14 protein-coding genes are annotated in these 14905 nt (G+C 70.5%); 7 read left to right on the top strand and 7 right to left on the bottom strand.

Translation table 11 applies throughout. From position 1 onward, the window contains the following. Nucleotides 1-46 precede the first annotated feature (46 nt). Nucleotides 47-802, top strand: a complete 756-nt coding sequence (locus FCN18_RS20480; RefSeq protein ID WP_113641201.1) for an acyltransferase — start codon at nucleotides 47-49, stop codon at nucleotides 800-802. A gap of 217 nt (nucleotides 803-1019) precedes the next feature. Continuing rightward, nucleotides 1020-2210 (top strand): M14 family zinc carboxypeptidase, encoded by a 1191-nt coding sequence (locus FCN18_RS20475; protein ID WP_137095930.1) that lies wholly within the window; start codon nucleotides 1020-1022, stop codon nucleotides 2208-2210. Between the two features lie 77 nt (nucleotides 2211-2287). On the opposite strand, the gene FCN18_RS20470 is transcribed toward FCN18_RS20475, so the two are convergent. After that, the gene (locus FCN18_RS20470; protein ID WP_137095929.1) at nucleotides 2288-3718 is read right to left on the bottom strand and encodes a short-chain fatty acyl-CoA regulator family protein; all 1431 of its coding nucleotides are present in this window, start codon (nucleotides 3716-3718) and stop codon (nucleotides 2288-2290) included. A gap of 225 nt (nucleotides 3719-3943) precedes the next feature. Between FCN18_RS20470 and aceA the strand changes: the two genes are divergently transcribed. Next, on the top strand, nucleotides 3944-5221 hold the full coding sequence (gene aceA / locus FCN18_RS20465) for an isocitrate lyase (protein ID WP_113641202.1): 1278 nt from the start codon (nucleotides 3944-3946) through the stop codon (nucleotides 5219-5221). Between the two features lie 30 nt (nucleotides 5222-5251). Then, nucleotides 5252-6862 (top strand): malate synthase A, encoded by a 1611-nt coding sequence (gene aceB, locus FCN18_RS20460; protein ID WP_112272788.1) that lies wholly within the window; start codon nucleotides 5252-5254, stop codon nucleotides 6860-6862. A gap of 63 nt (nucleotides 6863-6925) precedes the next feature. Here aceB and FCN18_RS20455 read toward each other — a convergent pair whose 3' ends face one another. Next, the gene (locus FCN18_RS20455) at nucleotides 6926-7375 is read right to left on the bottom strand and encodes a MarR family winged helix-turn-helix transcriptional regulator (RefSeq protein WP_369973553.1); all 450 of its coding nucleotides are present in this window, start codon (nucleotides 7373-7375) and stop codon (nucleotides 6926-6928) included. A gap of 46 nt (nucleotides 7376-7421) precedes the next feature. Here FCN18_RS20455 and FCN18_RS20450 point away from each other — a divergent pair, with 46 nt between their 5' ends. Then, nucleotides 7422-7808, top strand: a complete 387-nt coding sequence (locus FCN18_RS20450; protein ID WP_112272784.1) for a DUF5313 family protein — start codon at nucleotides 7422-7424, stop codon at nucleotides 7806-7808. 112 nt (nucleotides 7809-7920) lie between these two features. Here the strand turns inward: FCN18_RS20450 and FCN18_RS20445 are convergent, their stop codons facing one another. Continuing rightward, complete coding sequence (locus FCN18_RS20445; RefSeq protein ID WP_112273220.1) at nucleotides 7921-8487, bottom strand: TetR/AcrR family transcriptional regulator; 567 nt, start codon at nucleotides 8485-8487, stop codon at nucleotides 7921-7923. Nucleotides 8488-8579: 92 nt separating this feature from the next. On the opposite strand from FCN18_RS20445, the gene FCN18_RS20440 reads away from it, so the two are divergent. Further along, entirely contained in the window at nucleotides 8580-9035 is a 456-nt protein-coding gene (locus FCN18_RS20440) for a nuclear transport factor 2 family protein (RefSeq protein ID WP_112272782.1), read from the top strand. On the opposite strand, the gene FCN18_RS20435 is transcribed toward FCN18_RS20440, so the two are convergent. Further along, nucleotides 9032-10285: a glycosyltransferase family 4 protein gene (locus FCN18_RS20435; RefSeq protein WP_112272780.1), complete on the bottom strand. Its 1254-nt coding sequence runs from the start codon at nucleotides 10283-10285 to the stop codon at nucleotides 9032-9034. The two genes, FCN18_RS20440 and FCN18_RS20435, sit on opposite strands and share 4 nt — an antisense overlap. Nucleotides 10286-10355: 70 nt before the next feature. On the opposite strand from FCN18_RS20435, the gene FCN18_RS20430 reads away from it, so the two are divergent. Then, nucleotides 10356-12122 (top strand): glycoside hydrolase family 2 protein, encoded by a 1767-nt coding sequence (locus FCN18_RS20430; protein ID WP_137095864.1) that lies wholly within the window; start codon nucleotides 10356-10358, stop codon nucleotides 12120-12122. Here the strand turns inward: FCN18_RS20430 and FCN18_RS20425 are convergent. Genes FCN18_RS20425 through FCN18_RS20415 form a run of 3 tightly spaced genes read right to left on the bottom strand, consistent with a single transcriptional unit; the run spans nucleotide 12115 to nucleotide 14885 of the window. Next, a complete protein-coding gene (locus FCN18_RS20425) occupies nucleotides 12115-12540 on the bottom strand; it encodes a hypothetical protein (RefSeq protein WP_228714056.1) in 426 nt (141 codons plus the stop codon). The genes FCN18_RS20430 and FCN18_RS20425 overlap by 8 nt on opposite strands. 60 nt (nucleotides 12541-12600) lie before the next feature. After that, nucleotides 12601-14121, bottom strand: coding sequence for a 1,4-alpha-glucan branching protein domain-containing protein (locus FCN18_RS20420; RefSeq protein ID WP_137095863.1), 1521 nt, complete (start codon nucleotides 14119-14121; stop codon nucleotides 12601-12603). Continuing rightward, nucleotides 14118-14885 carry a class I SAM-dependent methyltransferase gene (locus FCN18_RS20415; protein WP_112272775.1) on the bottom strand — a complete coding sequence of 256 codons (768 nt, stop codon included), beginning with the start codon at nucleotides 14883-14885 and terminating at the stop codon, nucleotides 14118-14120. The genes FCN18_RS20420 and FCN18_RS20415 overlap by 4 nt, the downstream gene beginning before the upstream one ends. Between the last annotated feature and the right edge of the window lie 20 nt (nucleotides 14886-14905).

Genomic DNA, 14905 nt, shown 5'->3' with positions numbered 1-14905 from the left:
GTCACTCCTCGAACTCGGCCTACCCCCGACAGGTTACGGTCACCGCATGACGTCCATGTGGGGATCGCCGGTGCTCTCGCGAGTTCAGGCCTGGCGGCGGGGGCGCAGGGACCCCGAGCAGGCGAAGTTCCTGACCGCCGACTCGCTGCGCTGGATCGTGCGCAACCGCGCCTTCACGCCCTGGTACCTCGTGCGCTACTGGCGCCTGCTGAAGTTCCGGATCGCCAACCCGCACATCGTGTTGCGCGGCATGGTCTTCCTCGGCAAGAACGTCGAGATCCACTGCCGTCCCGGCTACGGGCGGATGGAGATCGGCCGCTGGGTGCACATCGGCGACGGCAACGCCATCCGTTGCCACGAGGGCTCCCTGCGCATCGGCGACAAGACCGTGTTCGGCAGGCAGAACGTCGTCAACGGCTACCTCGACATCGAGCTCGGCGCCGCGACCCTCGTGGCCGACTGGGTCTACATCTGCGACTTCGACCACGTCACGGCGGACATCAACCTGCCGATCAAGGACCAGGGGATCGTCAAGTCGCCGGTGCGGATCGGCCCGGACACGTGGATCGGCACGAAGGTCTCCGTGCTCAAGGGCACGCGCGTCGGCCGGGGCTGCGTGCTCGGCGCGCACGCGGTGGTGCGCGGCGACATCCCCGACTACGCCATCGCGGTGGGCTCGCCGGCGCGGGTGGTGCGCGACCGCAAGGCCGACTACGAGGCCGACGCCGAACGGCGCGAGGCGGTCAAGGACATGGCCCGCAAGGCGAACAAGGCGCTGCAGAAGACCCTCGGCGAGGGGTGAGGATCGCACGGGGTCCGGCATCGGGGGCTTTCCACTGAAGTAGTTAGCCGCTATAACTAACTGTCACGGTGGCGTCACCGCAACACCACAGCCGACAACCCGCGCTCCGGCGCGGGTTCCTTGCAGAGCCTGAGGAGTTGCCGTGCCCAGACGTTCCCTGGTGGCCGCCGTCACCGGCGCCACCGTGCTCGCGCTCGTCACCGCGACGACGCCGGCCATGGCGCAGCCCGCCGCCTCTCCGGGCGCCCCGGCGGCGGCGCAGTGCAGCGACGAGCCGCGCGATCTGCCCGTTCACGAGTTCACCGACCACAGCGAGCTGGGCATCGAGCTCGCCCGCATCGAGCGGGTCAGCGGTGGCGCGGTCGACGTGACCGAGGTCGGCCGGAGCAACCGGGGCAGGGAGGTCTGGGCCGCGCGGGTCGGCACCGGGCCCAAGGCCGTGCTGATCACCAGCGAGATCCACGGCAACGAGAAGACCGGCACCGACGCGATCCTGCGACTGCTCGACTACCTCGGCACCAGCGACTCGCCCAAGGCCAAGCGCTGGCGCTCCGAACTGACGGTCGTGGCGATCCCGAAGATGAACCCCGACGGCGCCGAGCTCGACCGCCGCGGCAACGACATGACGTGGGACGAGGTCACCGCCCGGTTCCCGCAGCTGCGCGGCAGCGAGCCCGCGTGGAACTACTACACCACCCCGCGTCAGGGCGACGACTACTCGCAGCGGCCCGGCTTCGACGTCAACCGCGACTACAACCCCGACCTGTCCTACGAGCCGAAGCCGGAGGACTTCCCCGGCACGTCGGCAGACACCGGCTGGTACATCACGCCGGAGTCGCGCATCGTCCGTGACGTCTACAAGGGCCTCGTCGCGGAGTTCGGCGAGGTGGACACCTACGTCGACCTGCACCACCAGGGCGCCTGCTACGTGATGCCGGACGACCCGAGCCGCTTCGTCACCATGTCGATCTCCGGCAGGTTCGTGGACGATCCGGCCACCACGCCGGGCTTCGAGCAGTACGCCGACACCTACGACCTGGAGTACTCGAAGCAGCTCAACGTCGCCGTCTACAACGCGCTGCAGGGCCGGGCCAACAACAACCCGCTCTTCGGCAACATCACGCTGTACCCGCAGGACACGAACCTGCCCGGCACGGGGCTCGGCTCGTTCGCCCTCAACGGCAGCGGCGCGGTGCTGTTCGAGGTGCGCGGGCAGACGCAGACGCTGGGCCAGAAGTACCGGACGCAGCTGACCCAGACCGTCTACGTCGGACTCGACGGCATGCTGTCGTCGATCGCGAGCGGCCAGGTGGAGAACCTCGACCCGGCCGTCTACGACACCATCCCGCCGCGCGGCCCCAGCGTCGCCGATGCCGAGCGCCGGAGCCTCCAGGTCCTGGAGCCCTAGCCCCTTCTGCAGTGAAGGCCACCTTCACTGCGTTCAACGCAGGCAAGGTGGCCTTCACTGCGGTCAGGTGAGCCCTCCTAGTCGGCTGCCTTCGGGACAGCGGGGTAGGGCACGAACGTGCTCGTGTTCTCGTCCACGGTGAGCTGCTTGCCGATGGTCGGGAACGCCCGCTGCGGGCAGGCCGGGCGGTCGCACACCTTGCAACCCATGCCGATGGGTGTGGCGGCCGCCCGGTCGTCGAGGTCGAGACCGGTGGAGTAGATGAGCCGCCGCGCGTGCCGGAGCTCGCAGCCGAGGCCGACGCTGAACATCTTGCCGGGGCTGCCGTAGCCGCCGATGTTGCGCGCGATCGTGCGCGCGATCCAGAAGTAGCTCTTGCCGTCGGGCAGCGTCGCGATCTGCGTGATGATCTTGCCGGGTGAGGTGAACGCCTCGTAGATGCACCACAGCGGGCACGCGCCGCCGACGCGGGAGAAGTGGAAGCCCGCCGCCGACTGCCGCTTCGACATGTTGCCTGCGCGGTCGACGCGCACGAACGAGAACGGCACGCCGCGCGCCTTCGGCCGCTGCAGCGTGGAGAGCCGGTGGCACACGGTCTCGAAGCCCACGCCGAAGTGGTCGCACAGCCGCTCGATGTCGTAGCGGTACTTCTCCGCCGTCGACAGGAACGGGCCGTAGGGCAGGATCAGCGCGCCCGCGAAGTAGTTCGCCAGCCCGACCCTCGCCAGTGAGCGGGCCGCTGGGCCGGAGAACGCCCACGAGTCGGCGAGCTCGGTGATCAGGTCGTCGTACTCCAGCAGCGCGATCTGCGAGGCCATGCGGAACGCCCGCTGCCCGATGCGCAGGCTCGGCGCGAGCCGCAGGATCCGCGCGTCCGGCTCGTACCGGTGCTGCTGGCCCGCCGCCTCGTCGATGCCCTCGCTGGTCACGGTCACGCCGTAGTGGTCGGTCAGCCGGTCGAGCAGCGCGCGGTGCACGTCGCCGCGCCGCAGTCCCATCTCGGTGGACATGGCCTCCGCCCGCTCGTCGAGCTCGGCGACGTAGTTCTCCCGCTCGTAGAAGAAGTCACGGACCTCCTCGTGCGGCAGCGCCGCGGCGGCGCTGCCGTGCAGGCCGGTGCCGTTCTCGGTGACCAGCGCGGCCGTGGTCTCCACGGCGTTGCGGTAGGAGCGGTGCAGCTTCACGAGCGCCTGCGCGATGGCGGGCAGGTTGGTGGCGAGCTCGTTGAGCTCGCTCGTGCTCGCCTCCAGCCCGATCGCCTCGTCGAGCAGGGCCTCGCGCGCGTCGGCGACGAGCCGCGCGGTGTCGTTGTTGGCGAAGAACTCGGTGTCGACGCCGAACGCCTCGGTGATCCGCAGCAGCACTGGAACGGTCAAGGGGCGGGTGTTGTGCTCGATCTGGTTGAGGTAGCTGGGGCTGATTTCCAGCAGCCTCGCCAGGTCCGCCTGGCTCATCGAGCGGCTCTCGCGCAGATGCCGCAGCTTCGCGCCGGCGAAAGTCTTGTCCACCATCGGCCTTCTCCTCGGAGATCTTCCGGCCCGTACCGATCAAGGAACCGGTTCAGTCCCCAACTTTTCTGTGACGTGTGAAGCGGCGCTTCGCAACCTTCGCAACATGCTACGGAGATTTCGCAGAAATTGGCAAATTGGAGCTGTGGCGTCGTTTCCGCAGCACATGTCATGGTCAGACGGACAGCGAGGCAATCGCAAAGTTTGCAAAGGTGGAGACGTCCAATGGTTCAGAACCTCGAGCAGGCAGCCGCGGAGCTGGCGAAGAAGTGGGAGACCGACCCGCGCTGGAAGGGCGTGAAGCGGTCCTACACCGCCCAGGACGTGGTGAAGCTGCGCGGCAGCGTCGTCGAGGAGCACACGCTGGCCCGGCGCGGCGCCGAGAAGCTGTGGAAGCTCCTGCACACCGAGGACTACGTGCACTCGCTGGGTGCGCTCACCGGTAACCAGGCGGTGCAGCAGGTCCGCGCAGGCCTCAAGGCGATCTACCTCTCCGGCTGGCAGGTGGCGGCCGACGCCAACCTGGCCGGCCAGACCTACCCCGACCAGAGCCTGTACCCGGCCAACTCGGTGCCCGCCGTCGTTCGCCGCATCAACAACGCGCTGGGCCGCGCCGACCAGATCACCTGGGCCGAGGGCAACACCGACATCGACTGGTTCGCCCCGATTGTCGCCGACGCCGAGGCGGGCTTCGGTGGTCCGCTCAACGCGTTCGAGCTGATGAAGGGCATGATCGCCGCGGGAGCCGCCGGCGTGCACTGGGAGGACCAGCTCGCGTCGGAGAAGAAGTGCGGCCACCTCGGCGGCAAGGTGCTCATCCCGACCAAGCAGCACGAGCGCACCCTCAACGCCGCACGCCTCGCGGCCGACGTGCTCGACGTGCCGAGCCTCGTCATCGCCCGCACCGACGCGCAGGCCGCGACGCTGATCACCAGCGACGTGGACGAGCGCGACCAGAAGTACATCACCGGCGAGCGCACGTCGGAGGGCTTCTACAAGGTCCGCAACGGCATCGAGCCGTGCATCGACCGCGGCCTCGCCTACGCCGAGTACGCGGACCTGCTGTGGATGGAGACCTCCGAGCCCGACCTCGAGGTCGCCCGCCAGTACGCCGAGGCCATCAAGGCGAAGTACCCGGACCAGATGCTGGCCTACAACTGCTCGCCGTCGTTCAACTGGAAGAAGCACCTGGACGACGCGACCATCGCGAAGTTCCAGCGCGAGCTCGGCCACATGGGCTACAAGTTCCAGTTCATCACGCTGGCCGGCTTCCACGCCCTGAACTACTCGATGTTCGACCTGGCCAAGGGCTACGCCGCCGACGGCATGACCGCCTACGTGGACCTGCAGGAGCGCGAGTTCGCCGCCGAGGAGCGCGGCTACACCGCCACCAAGCACCAGCGCGAGGTCGGCACCGGCTGGTTCGACCAGGTCAGCACGGCGCTCAACCCGGAGAGCTCGACCACCGCGCTCACCGGTTCGACCGAAGAGGCCCAGTTCTAGGAGAGCAGCCCTTTCAGAAGGGACGACGAGATGGCTGACACGCTCAACTACCGGCTCGAGGTCACCGGCCCCACCGGTGACCGGTTCGACGAGATCCTCACCCCGGCGGCGCTGGAGTTCGTGGCGAAGCTGGACAACGCGTTCGCCGGCCGTCGGCGGGAACTGCTCGACGCCAGGCGGCGCAGGCGGGACCGGATCGCCTCGGGCGAGGAGAAGCTCGGCTTCCTCCCCGAGACGCGCTGGATCCGCGGCGACGACTCCTGGCAGGTCGCGCCGCCCGCCCCGGGGCTGGAGGACCGGCGCGTCGAGATCACCGGGCCCACCGACCGCAAGATGACGGTCAACGCGCTGAACTCCGGCGCGAAGGTGTGGCTCGCCGATTTCGAGGACGCCACCTCGCCGACGTGGAGCAACGTGGTGGGCGGCCAGCTCAACCTGTTCGACGCGATCCGGCGGAACATCGACTTCACCGACAACGGCAAGCGCTACGCGGTCGGGGACGACCCGGCGACGATCGTCGCCCGGCCGCGTGGCTGGCACCTGGTGGAGAAGCACATCCGGATCGACGGCCGCCCCGTGTCGGCAAGCCTCGTCGACTTCGGTCTCTTCTTCTTCCACAACGCGAGGCGGCTCGTGGCCAAGGGCAGCGGACCGTACTTCTACCTGCCGAAGCTGGAGAGCCATCTCGAGGCGCGGCTGTGGAACGACGTCTTCCGCCTCGCGCAGCGGGAGCTGGGTCTGCCGAGGGGCACCATCAGGGCGACCGTGCTGATCGAGACGATCACCGCGGCGTTCGAGATGGATGAGATCCTCTACGAGCTGCGCGAGCACGCGGCGGGGCTCAACGCGGGCCGGTGGGACTACATCTTCAGCCTCATCAAGACCTTCGGCGCGGCGGGGCAGGACTTCGTGCTGCCCGACCGCGCCCAGGTGACGATGACCGTGCCGTTCATGCGGGCCTACACCGAGCTGCTGGTGCGGACGTGCCACAGGCGCGGCGCGCACGCGATCGGCGGCATGGCGGCGTTCATCCCGAGCAGGGACCCCGAGGTGAACGCGACCGCGCTGGAGAAGGTCCGGCAGGACAAGGAGCGCGAGGCCGGTGACGGCTTCGACGGCTCGTGGGTCGCGCACCCCGGCCTGGTGCCGGTGTGCCGCGAGGTGTTCGACGACGTGCTCGGCGGCTGGCCGAACCAGCTCGGCAGGCTGCGCGAGGACGTGGAGATCACCGAGGACGACCTGCTCAACGTGGCCAGCGCCGGTGGCGAGGTGACCGAGCAGGGCCTGCGGGCGAACATCAACGTCGCGCTGCGCTACGTCGACGCGTGGCTGCGGGGCACCGGCGCGGCGGCGATCTCCAATCTCATGGAGGACGCCGCCACCGCGGAGATCGCGCGCTGCCAGGTGTGGCAGTGGATCCGCAACGGCACCAAGCTCGACGACGGCACGCTGGTCACCCGCGAGCTGGTGACCGAATGGCTCGACGAGGAGATGGCCTCGGTCCGCGCCGATCTCGGCGACGGCAACCGGCTGGCCGACGCTCGGGAGATCTTCGTCGAGACGGCCCTTGGCGAGAAGCTGCCGAGCTTCCTCACCACTGGCGCCTACGCGCGCTACCTGACCAACGCCACGGCCGGGTAGCCGCGACCGCAGTGAAGGCCACCTTGCCTGCGTTCAACGCAGGCAAGGTGGCCTTCACTGCGGTCAGTGGGTCTTGGTGGCCTCGAGTACGCGTGCCAGTGCGGTGTGGAGGGCCTCCAGTTCGGACAGTTCCATGCCGAGGCGTTCCACGACCTGGTAGGGGATCTTCTCGGCCTCCTGGCGAAGTTCCCGGCCCTTCTCCGTGAGCGCGACGGCGAGCGAACGCTCGTCGCTCGCGTTGCGCTGCCGCGTGACGTATCCGAGGGCCTCGAGCCGCTTGAGCAGCGGCGAGAGCGTCGCGGGCTCGGAGCGCAGCGTCTGGCTGAGGTCCCTGACCGACCTCGGCGAGCGCTCCCACAGCGCGAGCAGCACGAGGTACTGCGGGTGGGTGAGGCCGTACGGCTCCAGCAGCGGCCGGTAGATCGCGATGACGCTGCGCGAGGCGACGGACAGCGCGAAGCAGACCTGCCGGTCGAGGGCCAGCGGGTCGTCTCCCAGGTCGATCGATGTCACGAGCCTCACCTTATCAGTTAGTACGCTAACCATTAGCCTGTTAAGCATGGCGAGCGCGCGACCGAACCCCTTCCAATGGCTGTGGTACGCGGCGGGGGGCAGGCTGCCCGCGCGGCTGCGCGAATGGGTGCTGCACGACGTCACCGGCCGAACCTGGTTCCTGCGCGGTGCCGCGCGGAGCTCGGTGCTGGTACTGCCGCTGGCCTCGGTGTGGCTGCTGCTGCCGGGGCCGCTCGGTCTGCGGCTCTCGCTGTGCCTGATGGCGCTCCTGGTGGGCTACTTCTACTCGCTGGCCTATCTGGAGGAGAGCTGCGAGCACAAGCTCGTCAAGCACGGCTACCGGTACGGCTCGGGGCGCGCGACGCGCAACGCCGCCAAGGAGGCAGCCGAGGCCGAGGCCCACGCGCGCTACGTGGAGCGCTACCGCTCCTGAGGGCTCCGCCGACTGCGGTGAAGGCCACCATGCCTGAGCCCACCCGTCTCCCCCACCACCCAAGAGGGGACGCTGCGCGCCACCGTGTTGATCCACGCAGTGATGGTGGCCTTCACTGCAGCGCTGCGGCCAGCAGGGTCTTCGCGGCGGCCTTCGCGGTGTGGGCGGCGGACGGGTCGCCGGACATCGCGGCGATCACCGTGGCCCCTTCGACGAGGGTGAGCAGCTGGTCGGCGAGCGCGTCCGGGTCGGCGACGTCGAGTGCCGCCGTGAGGCCGCGCAGGTAGGCCCGCAGGGCGTCCTTGTGCGCCCTGTCGACCCCGGCGACGCGCGGTGACGTCGCGCCCAGCTCGCCGAAGGAGTTGATGAACGCGCAGCCGCGGAAACCCTCCTCGGCGAACCACGCGTGCAGCCAGTCGAACACGGCCAGCGGTGCGTCCTCCGCCGACAGGGCACGCGTGCTCACGTGCTCGGCCAGCGAGCGCCGCCAGCGCTCGTCCCGCCGCCGCAGGTACGCCTCCACGAGCGTCTCCTTCGAGGGGAAGCACTGGTAGAGGCGCTTGAGCGACACGCCGGAGCGCGCCCGGATCACGTCCATGCCGACCGACTGGATGCCGCGCTCGTAGAACTCCCGCTCGGCGGCGTCGAGCAGTCTGGTCGTGGCCTCGTCGCGATCCATCGGCTCACCCCTGGTGTGGAGAACGATCATTCTCTATCGTAGACGGCCAGTCGAGAACGTCCGTTCTCCCTTGCTCGTGGAGGAGTGAGCCCATGGCGCGTCCCCCGTTCCCGCCGTTCGACGAGACCACCGCCGCGCAGAAGGTCCAGGCCGCCGAGGACGCCTGGAACACGCGCGACCCCGAGCGCGTCGCGCTCGCCTACACGGAGGACTCCGTGTGGCGTAACCGTGACCGCCACATCGTCGGCCGCGCGCAGATCGTCGAGTTCCTGCGCGAGAAGTGGGAGCGCGAGCTGGACTACGCGCTGCGCAAGGAGCTGTGGGGCTTCCGTGGCAACCGGATCGCCGTGCGCTTCCAGTACGAGTGCCGTGACAGCTCGGGGCAGTGGTGGCGCAGCTACGGCAACGAACTGTGGGAGTTCACCGACGACGGCCTGATGCGCCGGCGCGAGGCGAGCATCAACGACCACCGCATCGCCGAGTCGGAGCGTCGCATCCACGGTCCGCGCCCGGAGAACGAGCGCGGCGTACCGCTGCCGGTTTTCTAGGGCTCGAAGGCGTTGCCGGTGGCGATCTTGGGGCGGCCCAGCACCTGCGGCTCGCCGACCCTGGCGCGCCGGTACACGCGGGCGGTGGCGGCGGCGATCCTGGCCCAGTCGAAGTCGGCGGCCAGGCGCGACTGGGCCGCGAGCGCGCGCACGCCGGCCGCCTCGGCGTCGGCGAGCACGGCGTCCACGGCGCCGGCGATGGCGGTGACGTCGCCGGGCTCGAACGCCAGCCCCGTCTCGCCGTCCACCACCACCTCGCCGAGTCCGCCCGCCGTGGACGCCACGAGCGGGCGCTTCGCGGCGGCGGCCTCCAGCGCGACGATCCCGAACGGCTCGTACCTGCTGGGCAGCACCACGGCGTCGGAGGCCGCCAGCACGGCCCGCAGTTCACGGTCGGAGAGGTGGCCGACGAAGTCCACCGCCCGCACCAGGCGCAGCTTGCGTGCCTGCCCGACGAGTTCCTCCAGGTGCCTTCCCTTGCCCGCCACCACGAGCCGGGTGCCCGGATGGCGCTTGCGGATCGCGGGCAGCGCGGCCAGCAGGTCCTGCACGCCCTTCTCCCATTCGAGCCTGCCGAAGTAGAGCAGCAGCGGCGCGCCGTCCGGGCTGTGCCGGTCGCGGGCCTCGGCGATCTCGTCCTGCGGAACCCGCCAGGTGCGCTCCTCGATGCCGTTGTGGATCACGGTGATGCCCTCGGGGGAGACCTCGAACAGGTGCGCCACCTCGCGGCGCATCGCCTGCGAGCACGTGATCAGCTCGTCCGAGCGGTTGGCCAGCCACCATTCCACCGAGTGCACCTGCTGGTTGAGCGGGTGGGAGAGCCAGCCGGAGTGCCTGCCCGCCTCGGTCGCGTGGATCGTGCCGACGAGCGGAACGCGCGCGGCGTCGGCGAGCGCGATGGCGGGGTGGGTGACCAGCCAGTCGTGGGCGTGCACGACGTCTGGCCGCCACGTGCGCAGCAGCTCGGTGCCCGCCCGCACCATGGCGTGGCCCATGGCCAGCGTCCACGCCACCAGATCCCGCTCGAACGTCACGTGCATCGGGTCCTCGGCGACGCGGATGATCCGCACGCCCTCGACCACGCGGTCCGTCGCCGGGTGTGTCTCGGCGTCGGTGCCTGCCGCGTGCCTGCACAGCACGGTCACGTCGTGTCCGCCCTGGACGAGATGACGGGCCAGTGCGTGGACATGCCGGGCGAGCCCGCCGACCACCACGGGCGGGTACTCCCACGAGAGCATCAGCACGCGCATAGGTGGAGGTTACTCACGAGTCGCATCACGTGTGCGACACCTCCGCGTTGCTCTGCCAGTATCGAGGACGATGACAGGCATGACACCGCCACCAGTGCTGACCACGCCGTGGACCGGCCAGGTGGACCCCGCGGACCCGTTGCCCGAGCATCCCCGCCCCCAGCTGGTGCGCGAGCGCTGGCGCAGCCTCAACGGCCGGTGGGAGTTCTCCAGCCGCGCCGCCGGGGGCGAGCCGCGCGGTGGCGAGCACATCGTCGTGCCCTTCCCACCCGAGTCGGCCCTGTCCGGGATCGGACGGCGGGCCGAGGAGATGTGGTACCGCAGGACCTTCGAGGTCCCGGCCGACTGGCGAGGCGGGCGCGTCCTGCTGCACTTCGGGGCCGTCGACCAGGTGGCGACGGTATGGGTGAACCACCAGCTCGTCACGCGGCACGAGGGCGGCTACACCGCGTTCAGCGCCGACGTCACCGACGTGCTGCGGCCGGATGGCGAGCAGGAGGTCGTGGTGCGTGCCGACGACCACGGCAACAGCGGCACGTTCCCCGTCGGCAAGCAGGCCAACCAGCCCGGCGGGATCCTCTACACCGGCGCCTCCGGCATCTGGCAGACCGTGTGGCTGGAGGCCGTGCCGCACGTGTACGTCGAGCGGCTCGACCTCGGCTCAGACGTGCGCGGCCTCGACGTCACGGCACACGTGGCGCACGCGGGCGGCGAGCGGGTGGAGGCCGTGGCCGCCGAGCCGGGCGGAGCCGAGGTCGCGCGGGCGAGTGGCGTGCCCGGCGAGGCGATCCGGCTCGACGTGGCCGACCCGCGCACGTGGAGCCCCGGCGACCCGTACCTCTACGACCTCACCGTGCGCGTGCTGGGCGCCGACGGCGCGGTGATCGACGAGGTGACGAGCTGTGCGGGCCTGCGCACGGTGAGCCTGATGCCCGACGCCGAGGGCAGGCCGAGGATCGCCCTCAACGGGCACATCATGTTCCAGCACGGACCGCTCGACCAGGGCTACTGGCCCGACGGGATCTACACGGCGCCGACGGACGAGGCGCTGCGGTTCGACCTGGAGCAGACCAAGGCCCTGGGCTTCAACACCGTGCGCAAGCACGTGAAGGTGGAGCCCGCACGCTGGTACCACTGGGCCGACCGGTTGGGCCTGCTGGTGTGGCAGGACATCCCGTCGCTGCCGGTGGTGCTGGACAACCCGCCGGGGCCGCAGGCGCCGCCGGTGGAGCGTTCCCGGCAGCGGTTCGAGGCGGAGCTGGCCGAGATCGTCGCGCAGCTGCGCGGGGTGACGTCGATCGTCGCGTGGGTTCCGTTCAACGAGGGCTGGGGCGAGTACGACACCGCCCGCGTCGCCAAGGAGCTGAAGGAGTCGGACCCCGCGCGGCTCGTGGTCGCCGACAGCGGCGTGAACTGCTGCCACTCGCACCCGGACTCGGGCGCAGGCGACGTCTACGACGACCACACCTACGTCGGCCCCGGCCGCCCGCTCGTGCACGACCACCGGGCGACGGTCGACGGCGAGTACGGCGGGCTGGGCCTCGTGGTGGCGGGTCACGTCTGGCCCGGCGAGCCGATCGCCTACGAGATGACGGCGAGCCGGGACGAGCTGACCCGGCGGTACGTCGAGGTGAGCGAGGACCTGGAGTCGGTCGTGCGCGGGTTAGGGCTCTCCGGTGCGATCTACACGCAGACCACCGACGTGGAGAACGAGGTGAACGGGCTGCTCACCTACGACCGCAGGGTCGTGAAGGTGGCCCTGCCGCTCGCCGCGGAGCGCAACCGCGCGGTGATCACGGCCGGCACCGCGACGACGACGGCCTCGGCGATCAGGTGACGACGAGCGAGAACACCCCGGAGTAGGCCGACGCGTAGAGGTCGGTCTCCGGATGGAACACCCGCAGCGACAGCGACGCCGCGAGATCGAAACTGACGCTGAGGCTGAAGCCGCCGTTCGGCCTGCACCAGCCCGTGCTCACGTTCACCCACACCCCGGCCTGCAGCGACTGCAACAGCACGGGCTCACGGCCGCTCGTTGCGTCGTGCCCGCTCCCGCCGGAGAGGACGTCGAGCCCTCCCTTGATCTTGACCTTCTCGTTGACCTTGACGACGCTCTTGTCCGCCTTGGCGTGGACCTTGAGCTGTCCCTTGGGACCTGCCGACGCCGCCGCGGTGGCGGGCGCCGCGAACACGACCAGACAGGCGAGCAGCGCCGTGAGGAGCCGGAGCCTGCGTGCTGACGATGTGCTGACCATGGTCGAAAGTGGACCACCGCGCCGCCCCGCGGGAACGGTTAATCCCGCTAATGGTCGGCGTCAGCCGCCCGCATGGGTGACCCCGTGGCCCAGTGCCCGCGCGTCGACGTGGCCGAACGGGTGCGCCAGCGCGCGGAACGCGGCCGCGCGCTCCCTTGCCGACGGGTCGCCGGAGCGCAGCAGCCCGGCCAGCTCGTCGAAGCGCTCGGTGTGCTCGCGGGCGCGCCTGCGCGCGTAGTCGGCGGCCGAGTCCTTGGTGACCATGAACGCCCAGTCGCTGGAGAGGGCCAGCAGCGCCTCGGTCACCAGCTGGTCGGCAACCGGGTCGCGGCCCGCTCCCGAGAGGTCGAGGGCGAGCAGCCGCTCCTGCAGCTCCGCGTTGGCGCGCACCATGTCGGCGACCTGCTCGCCGTCCCAGACCCGCCAGTCCTTGCCGGAGCCCCACGACGACGCGGGTAGCTCCACCGGCCCAGCGACGTGCCCGGCCTCCACGGCGCCGCGCAGCGTCGTGACCCGCACCCCCGCCTCCGGCAGGGCGCGCAGCACGCCCTCCAGCCACGCCGGTCCCTCGTGCCACCAGTGGCCGAACAGCTCGGTGTCGTAGGCCGCCACCACGAGCGCCTCGCGCCCCTGCTTCGCGCGCAGCTCCCGCAGCCGGGACACCACCGTGTCCACGAAGTCCTTGACGTGCACGCGAAGTGTGTCCGCCGCGAGCGCCGGGTCGTAGGGCGCCTTGTCGGAGGGCTCGATGTGCTTGCCGGTGACCCGCGAGGGCTTGAGCCCCACCTCGTGCGCCCACGTGTGGAAGTCGCGGTACGCCGCGTGTCCGGGGTAGCCCGCCTTCGGCGACCACACCCGGTAGGTGACCTCCAGGTCGCGCCCGAAGCACACCACGTCCGACTCGCCGACCGTGCGCGCGGCGGAGGTGTCGCCGCGCAGCGAAGGGCCGTCCACGAGGAAACGTTCCACCCCCGCATTGGCGTAGCCGCTTTCCATGCCCGGTGCGTACCCGCATTCGGGCGCCCAGATGCCCGCGGGACGGTGCCCGGTGCGCAACGCGGTGTCGGCGAGCCCGCCGCGCAGGGCGAAGGAGCGCACCCGCTCGTCCAGCAGCGGCTGGAACGGGTGCGTCAGCGGGCCCCCGAGCAGCTCCACCACGTCACTGTCCACAAGCGACCGGAGAATGGGGGAGAACCCGTGGCGCCACCGCTTTTCGAACTCGCCGAGCGCGCCCGTGGCGGCCCGGTGCTCCCGTGCGGCGAGGTCGGCCAGCAGCGGCTGTCCCCGCCACAGCGTCGCCGCGTGCTCCGTGCGCAGCTGCCAGTGGCCGAGCCAGTCGTGGAAGGCGCGCAGCGAGTACGGATCGTCGAGCTGTGCGGCGAGCACCGGGGTGACGCCGAGCGTCAGCACGTCGCGCTTGCCCTCGTGCGCGAAGCGGCGCAGCAGGTCGGCGATCGGCAGGTACGAATGCGCCCACGCCTGGTACAGCCATTCCTCTCCGACCGGCCAGTTCCCGTGGTGGGCCAGCCACGGCAGGTGGCTGTGCAGGACCAGGCAGAACGTTCCCTCGCGCTCGCTCACGGCCGCACCGCCACCGCGACGAGGTCGAGGCTCGCGTCCAGGCCCTCGCCGTGGATCGCGAAGTCCGTGGCCCTGATCGCGGCGACGTCGGCGAGCAGCGCCTCGGGCCACGTCGCCTGCCCTGGCAGGTTGCCCATGACGACGTCGAGCTGCGCGTCGATGATCGATCCGCCGTAGCGCTCGTCGAGCGCGCGCACGGCCTCGCCGTGGTGCAGACCGTGCAGCAGTTCCACCTCGAAGCCGTTCGCCCGCAGCAGTTCGTCCAATTCGGACGGTGCGAGTTCCCTGGTGTGGTAGGGGTTCAGCGGGGTGTCGCTGTCGGGGGTGAACGTGAGCCGGTTGGGAGTGGTGACGAGCAACCTGCCGCCGGGTCGCAGTACCCGGTGGCACTCGGCGAGGAAGCCGTCCTGGTCCCAGAGGTGCTCGATCACCTGGAAGTTGGCGACCACGTCGACGGCGGCCGTGCCGACCGGCAGGAACGCCAGGTTTCCCCGCACCGGGCCGACGCCGGGGTAGCGGCGCCCGACGTGCGCGATGGCCTGCTCGTCGTAGTCCAGCGCCAGCACGCGCCGCGCGTGCCGGGCGATGAGCGCGGCGCCGTAGCCCTCGCCGCAGCCGGCCTCCAGCACCGTCGCGTCCGTGCAGTACGGCAGCAGTGCGAGATAGGCGGCCTCGTGCCGGGCATACCAGTAGTTCTCCTCCGGCACCCCCGGCACGGTGCGCTCACCGGTGAGATGCAGTGCCTCGGCGCGTGTGGTCGTCACGCGCCGAGGGTAGCCGCGAG

Origin of the sequence: Prauserella endophytica, from assembly GCF_005146945.1 — a bacterium.
Lineage (GTDB): Bacteria > Actinomycetota > Actinomycetes > Mycobacteriales > Pseudonocardiaceae > Prauserella_A > Prauserella_A endophytica.
Note: the sequence above shows the minus strand (reverse complement) of the source record. Positions and strands in the feature narration are given on the sequence as shown.

Bases quoted from the DNA above. Each gene is read 5' to 3' on its own strand.
- aceA (WP_113641202.1), top strand. From the start codon at position 3,944: ATGGTTCAGAACCTCGAGCAGGCAGCCGCGGAGCTGGCGAAGAAGTGG.
- FCN18_RS20480 (WP_113641201.1), top strand. From the start codon at position 47: ATGACGTCCATGTGGGGATCGCCGGTGCTCTCGCGAGTTCAGGCCTGG.
- FCN18_RS20475 (WP_137095930.1), top strand. From the start codon at position 1,020: ATGGCGCAGCCCGCCGCCTCTCCGGGCGCCCCGGCGGCGGCGCAGTGC.
- FCN18_RS20430 (WP_137095864.1), top strand. From the start codon at position 10,356: ATGACAGGCATGACACCGCCACCAGTGCTGACCACGCCGTGGACCGGC.
- FCN18_RS20440 (WP_112272782.1), top strand. From the start codon at position 8,580: ATGGCGCGTCCCCCGTTCCCGCCGTTCGACGAGACCACCGCCGCGCAG.
- FCN18_RS20425 (WP_228714056.1), bottom strand. From the start codon at position 12,540: ATGGTCAGCACATCGTCAGCACGCAGGCTCCGGCTCCTCACGGCGCTG.
- FCN18_RS20445 (WP_112273220.1), bottom strand. From the start codon at position 8,487: ATGGATCGCGACGAGGCCACGACCAGACTGCTCGACGCCGCCGAGCGG.
- aceB (WP_112272788.1), top strand. From the start codon at position 5,252: ATGGCTGACACGCTCAACTACCGGCTCGAGGTCACCGGCCCCACCGGT.
- FCN18_RS20435 (WP_112272780.1), bottom strand. From the start codon at position 10,285: ATGCGCGTGCTGATGCTCTCGTGGGAGTACCCGCCCGTGGTGGTCGGC.
- FCN18_RS20450 (WP_112272784.1), top strand. From the start codon at position 7,422: ATGGCGAGCGCGCGACCGAACCCCTTCCAATGGCTGTGGTACGCGGCG.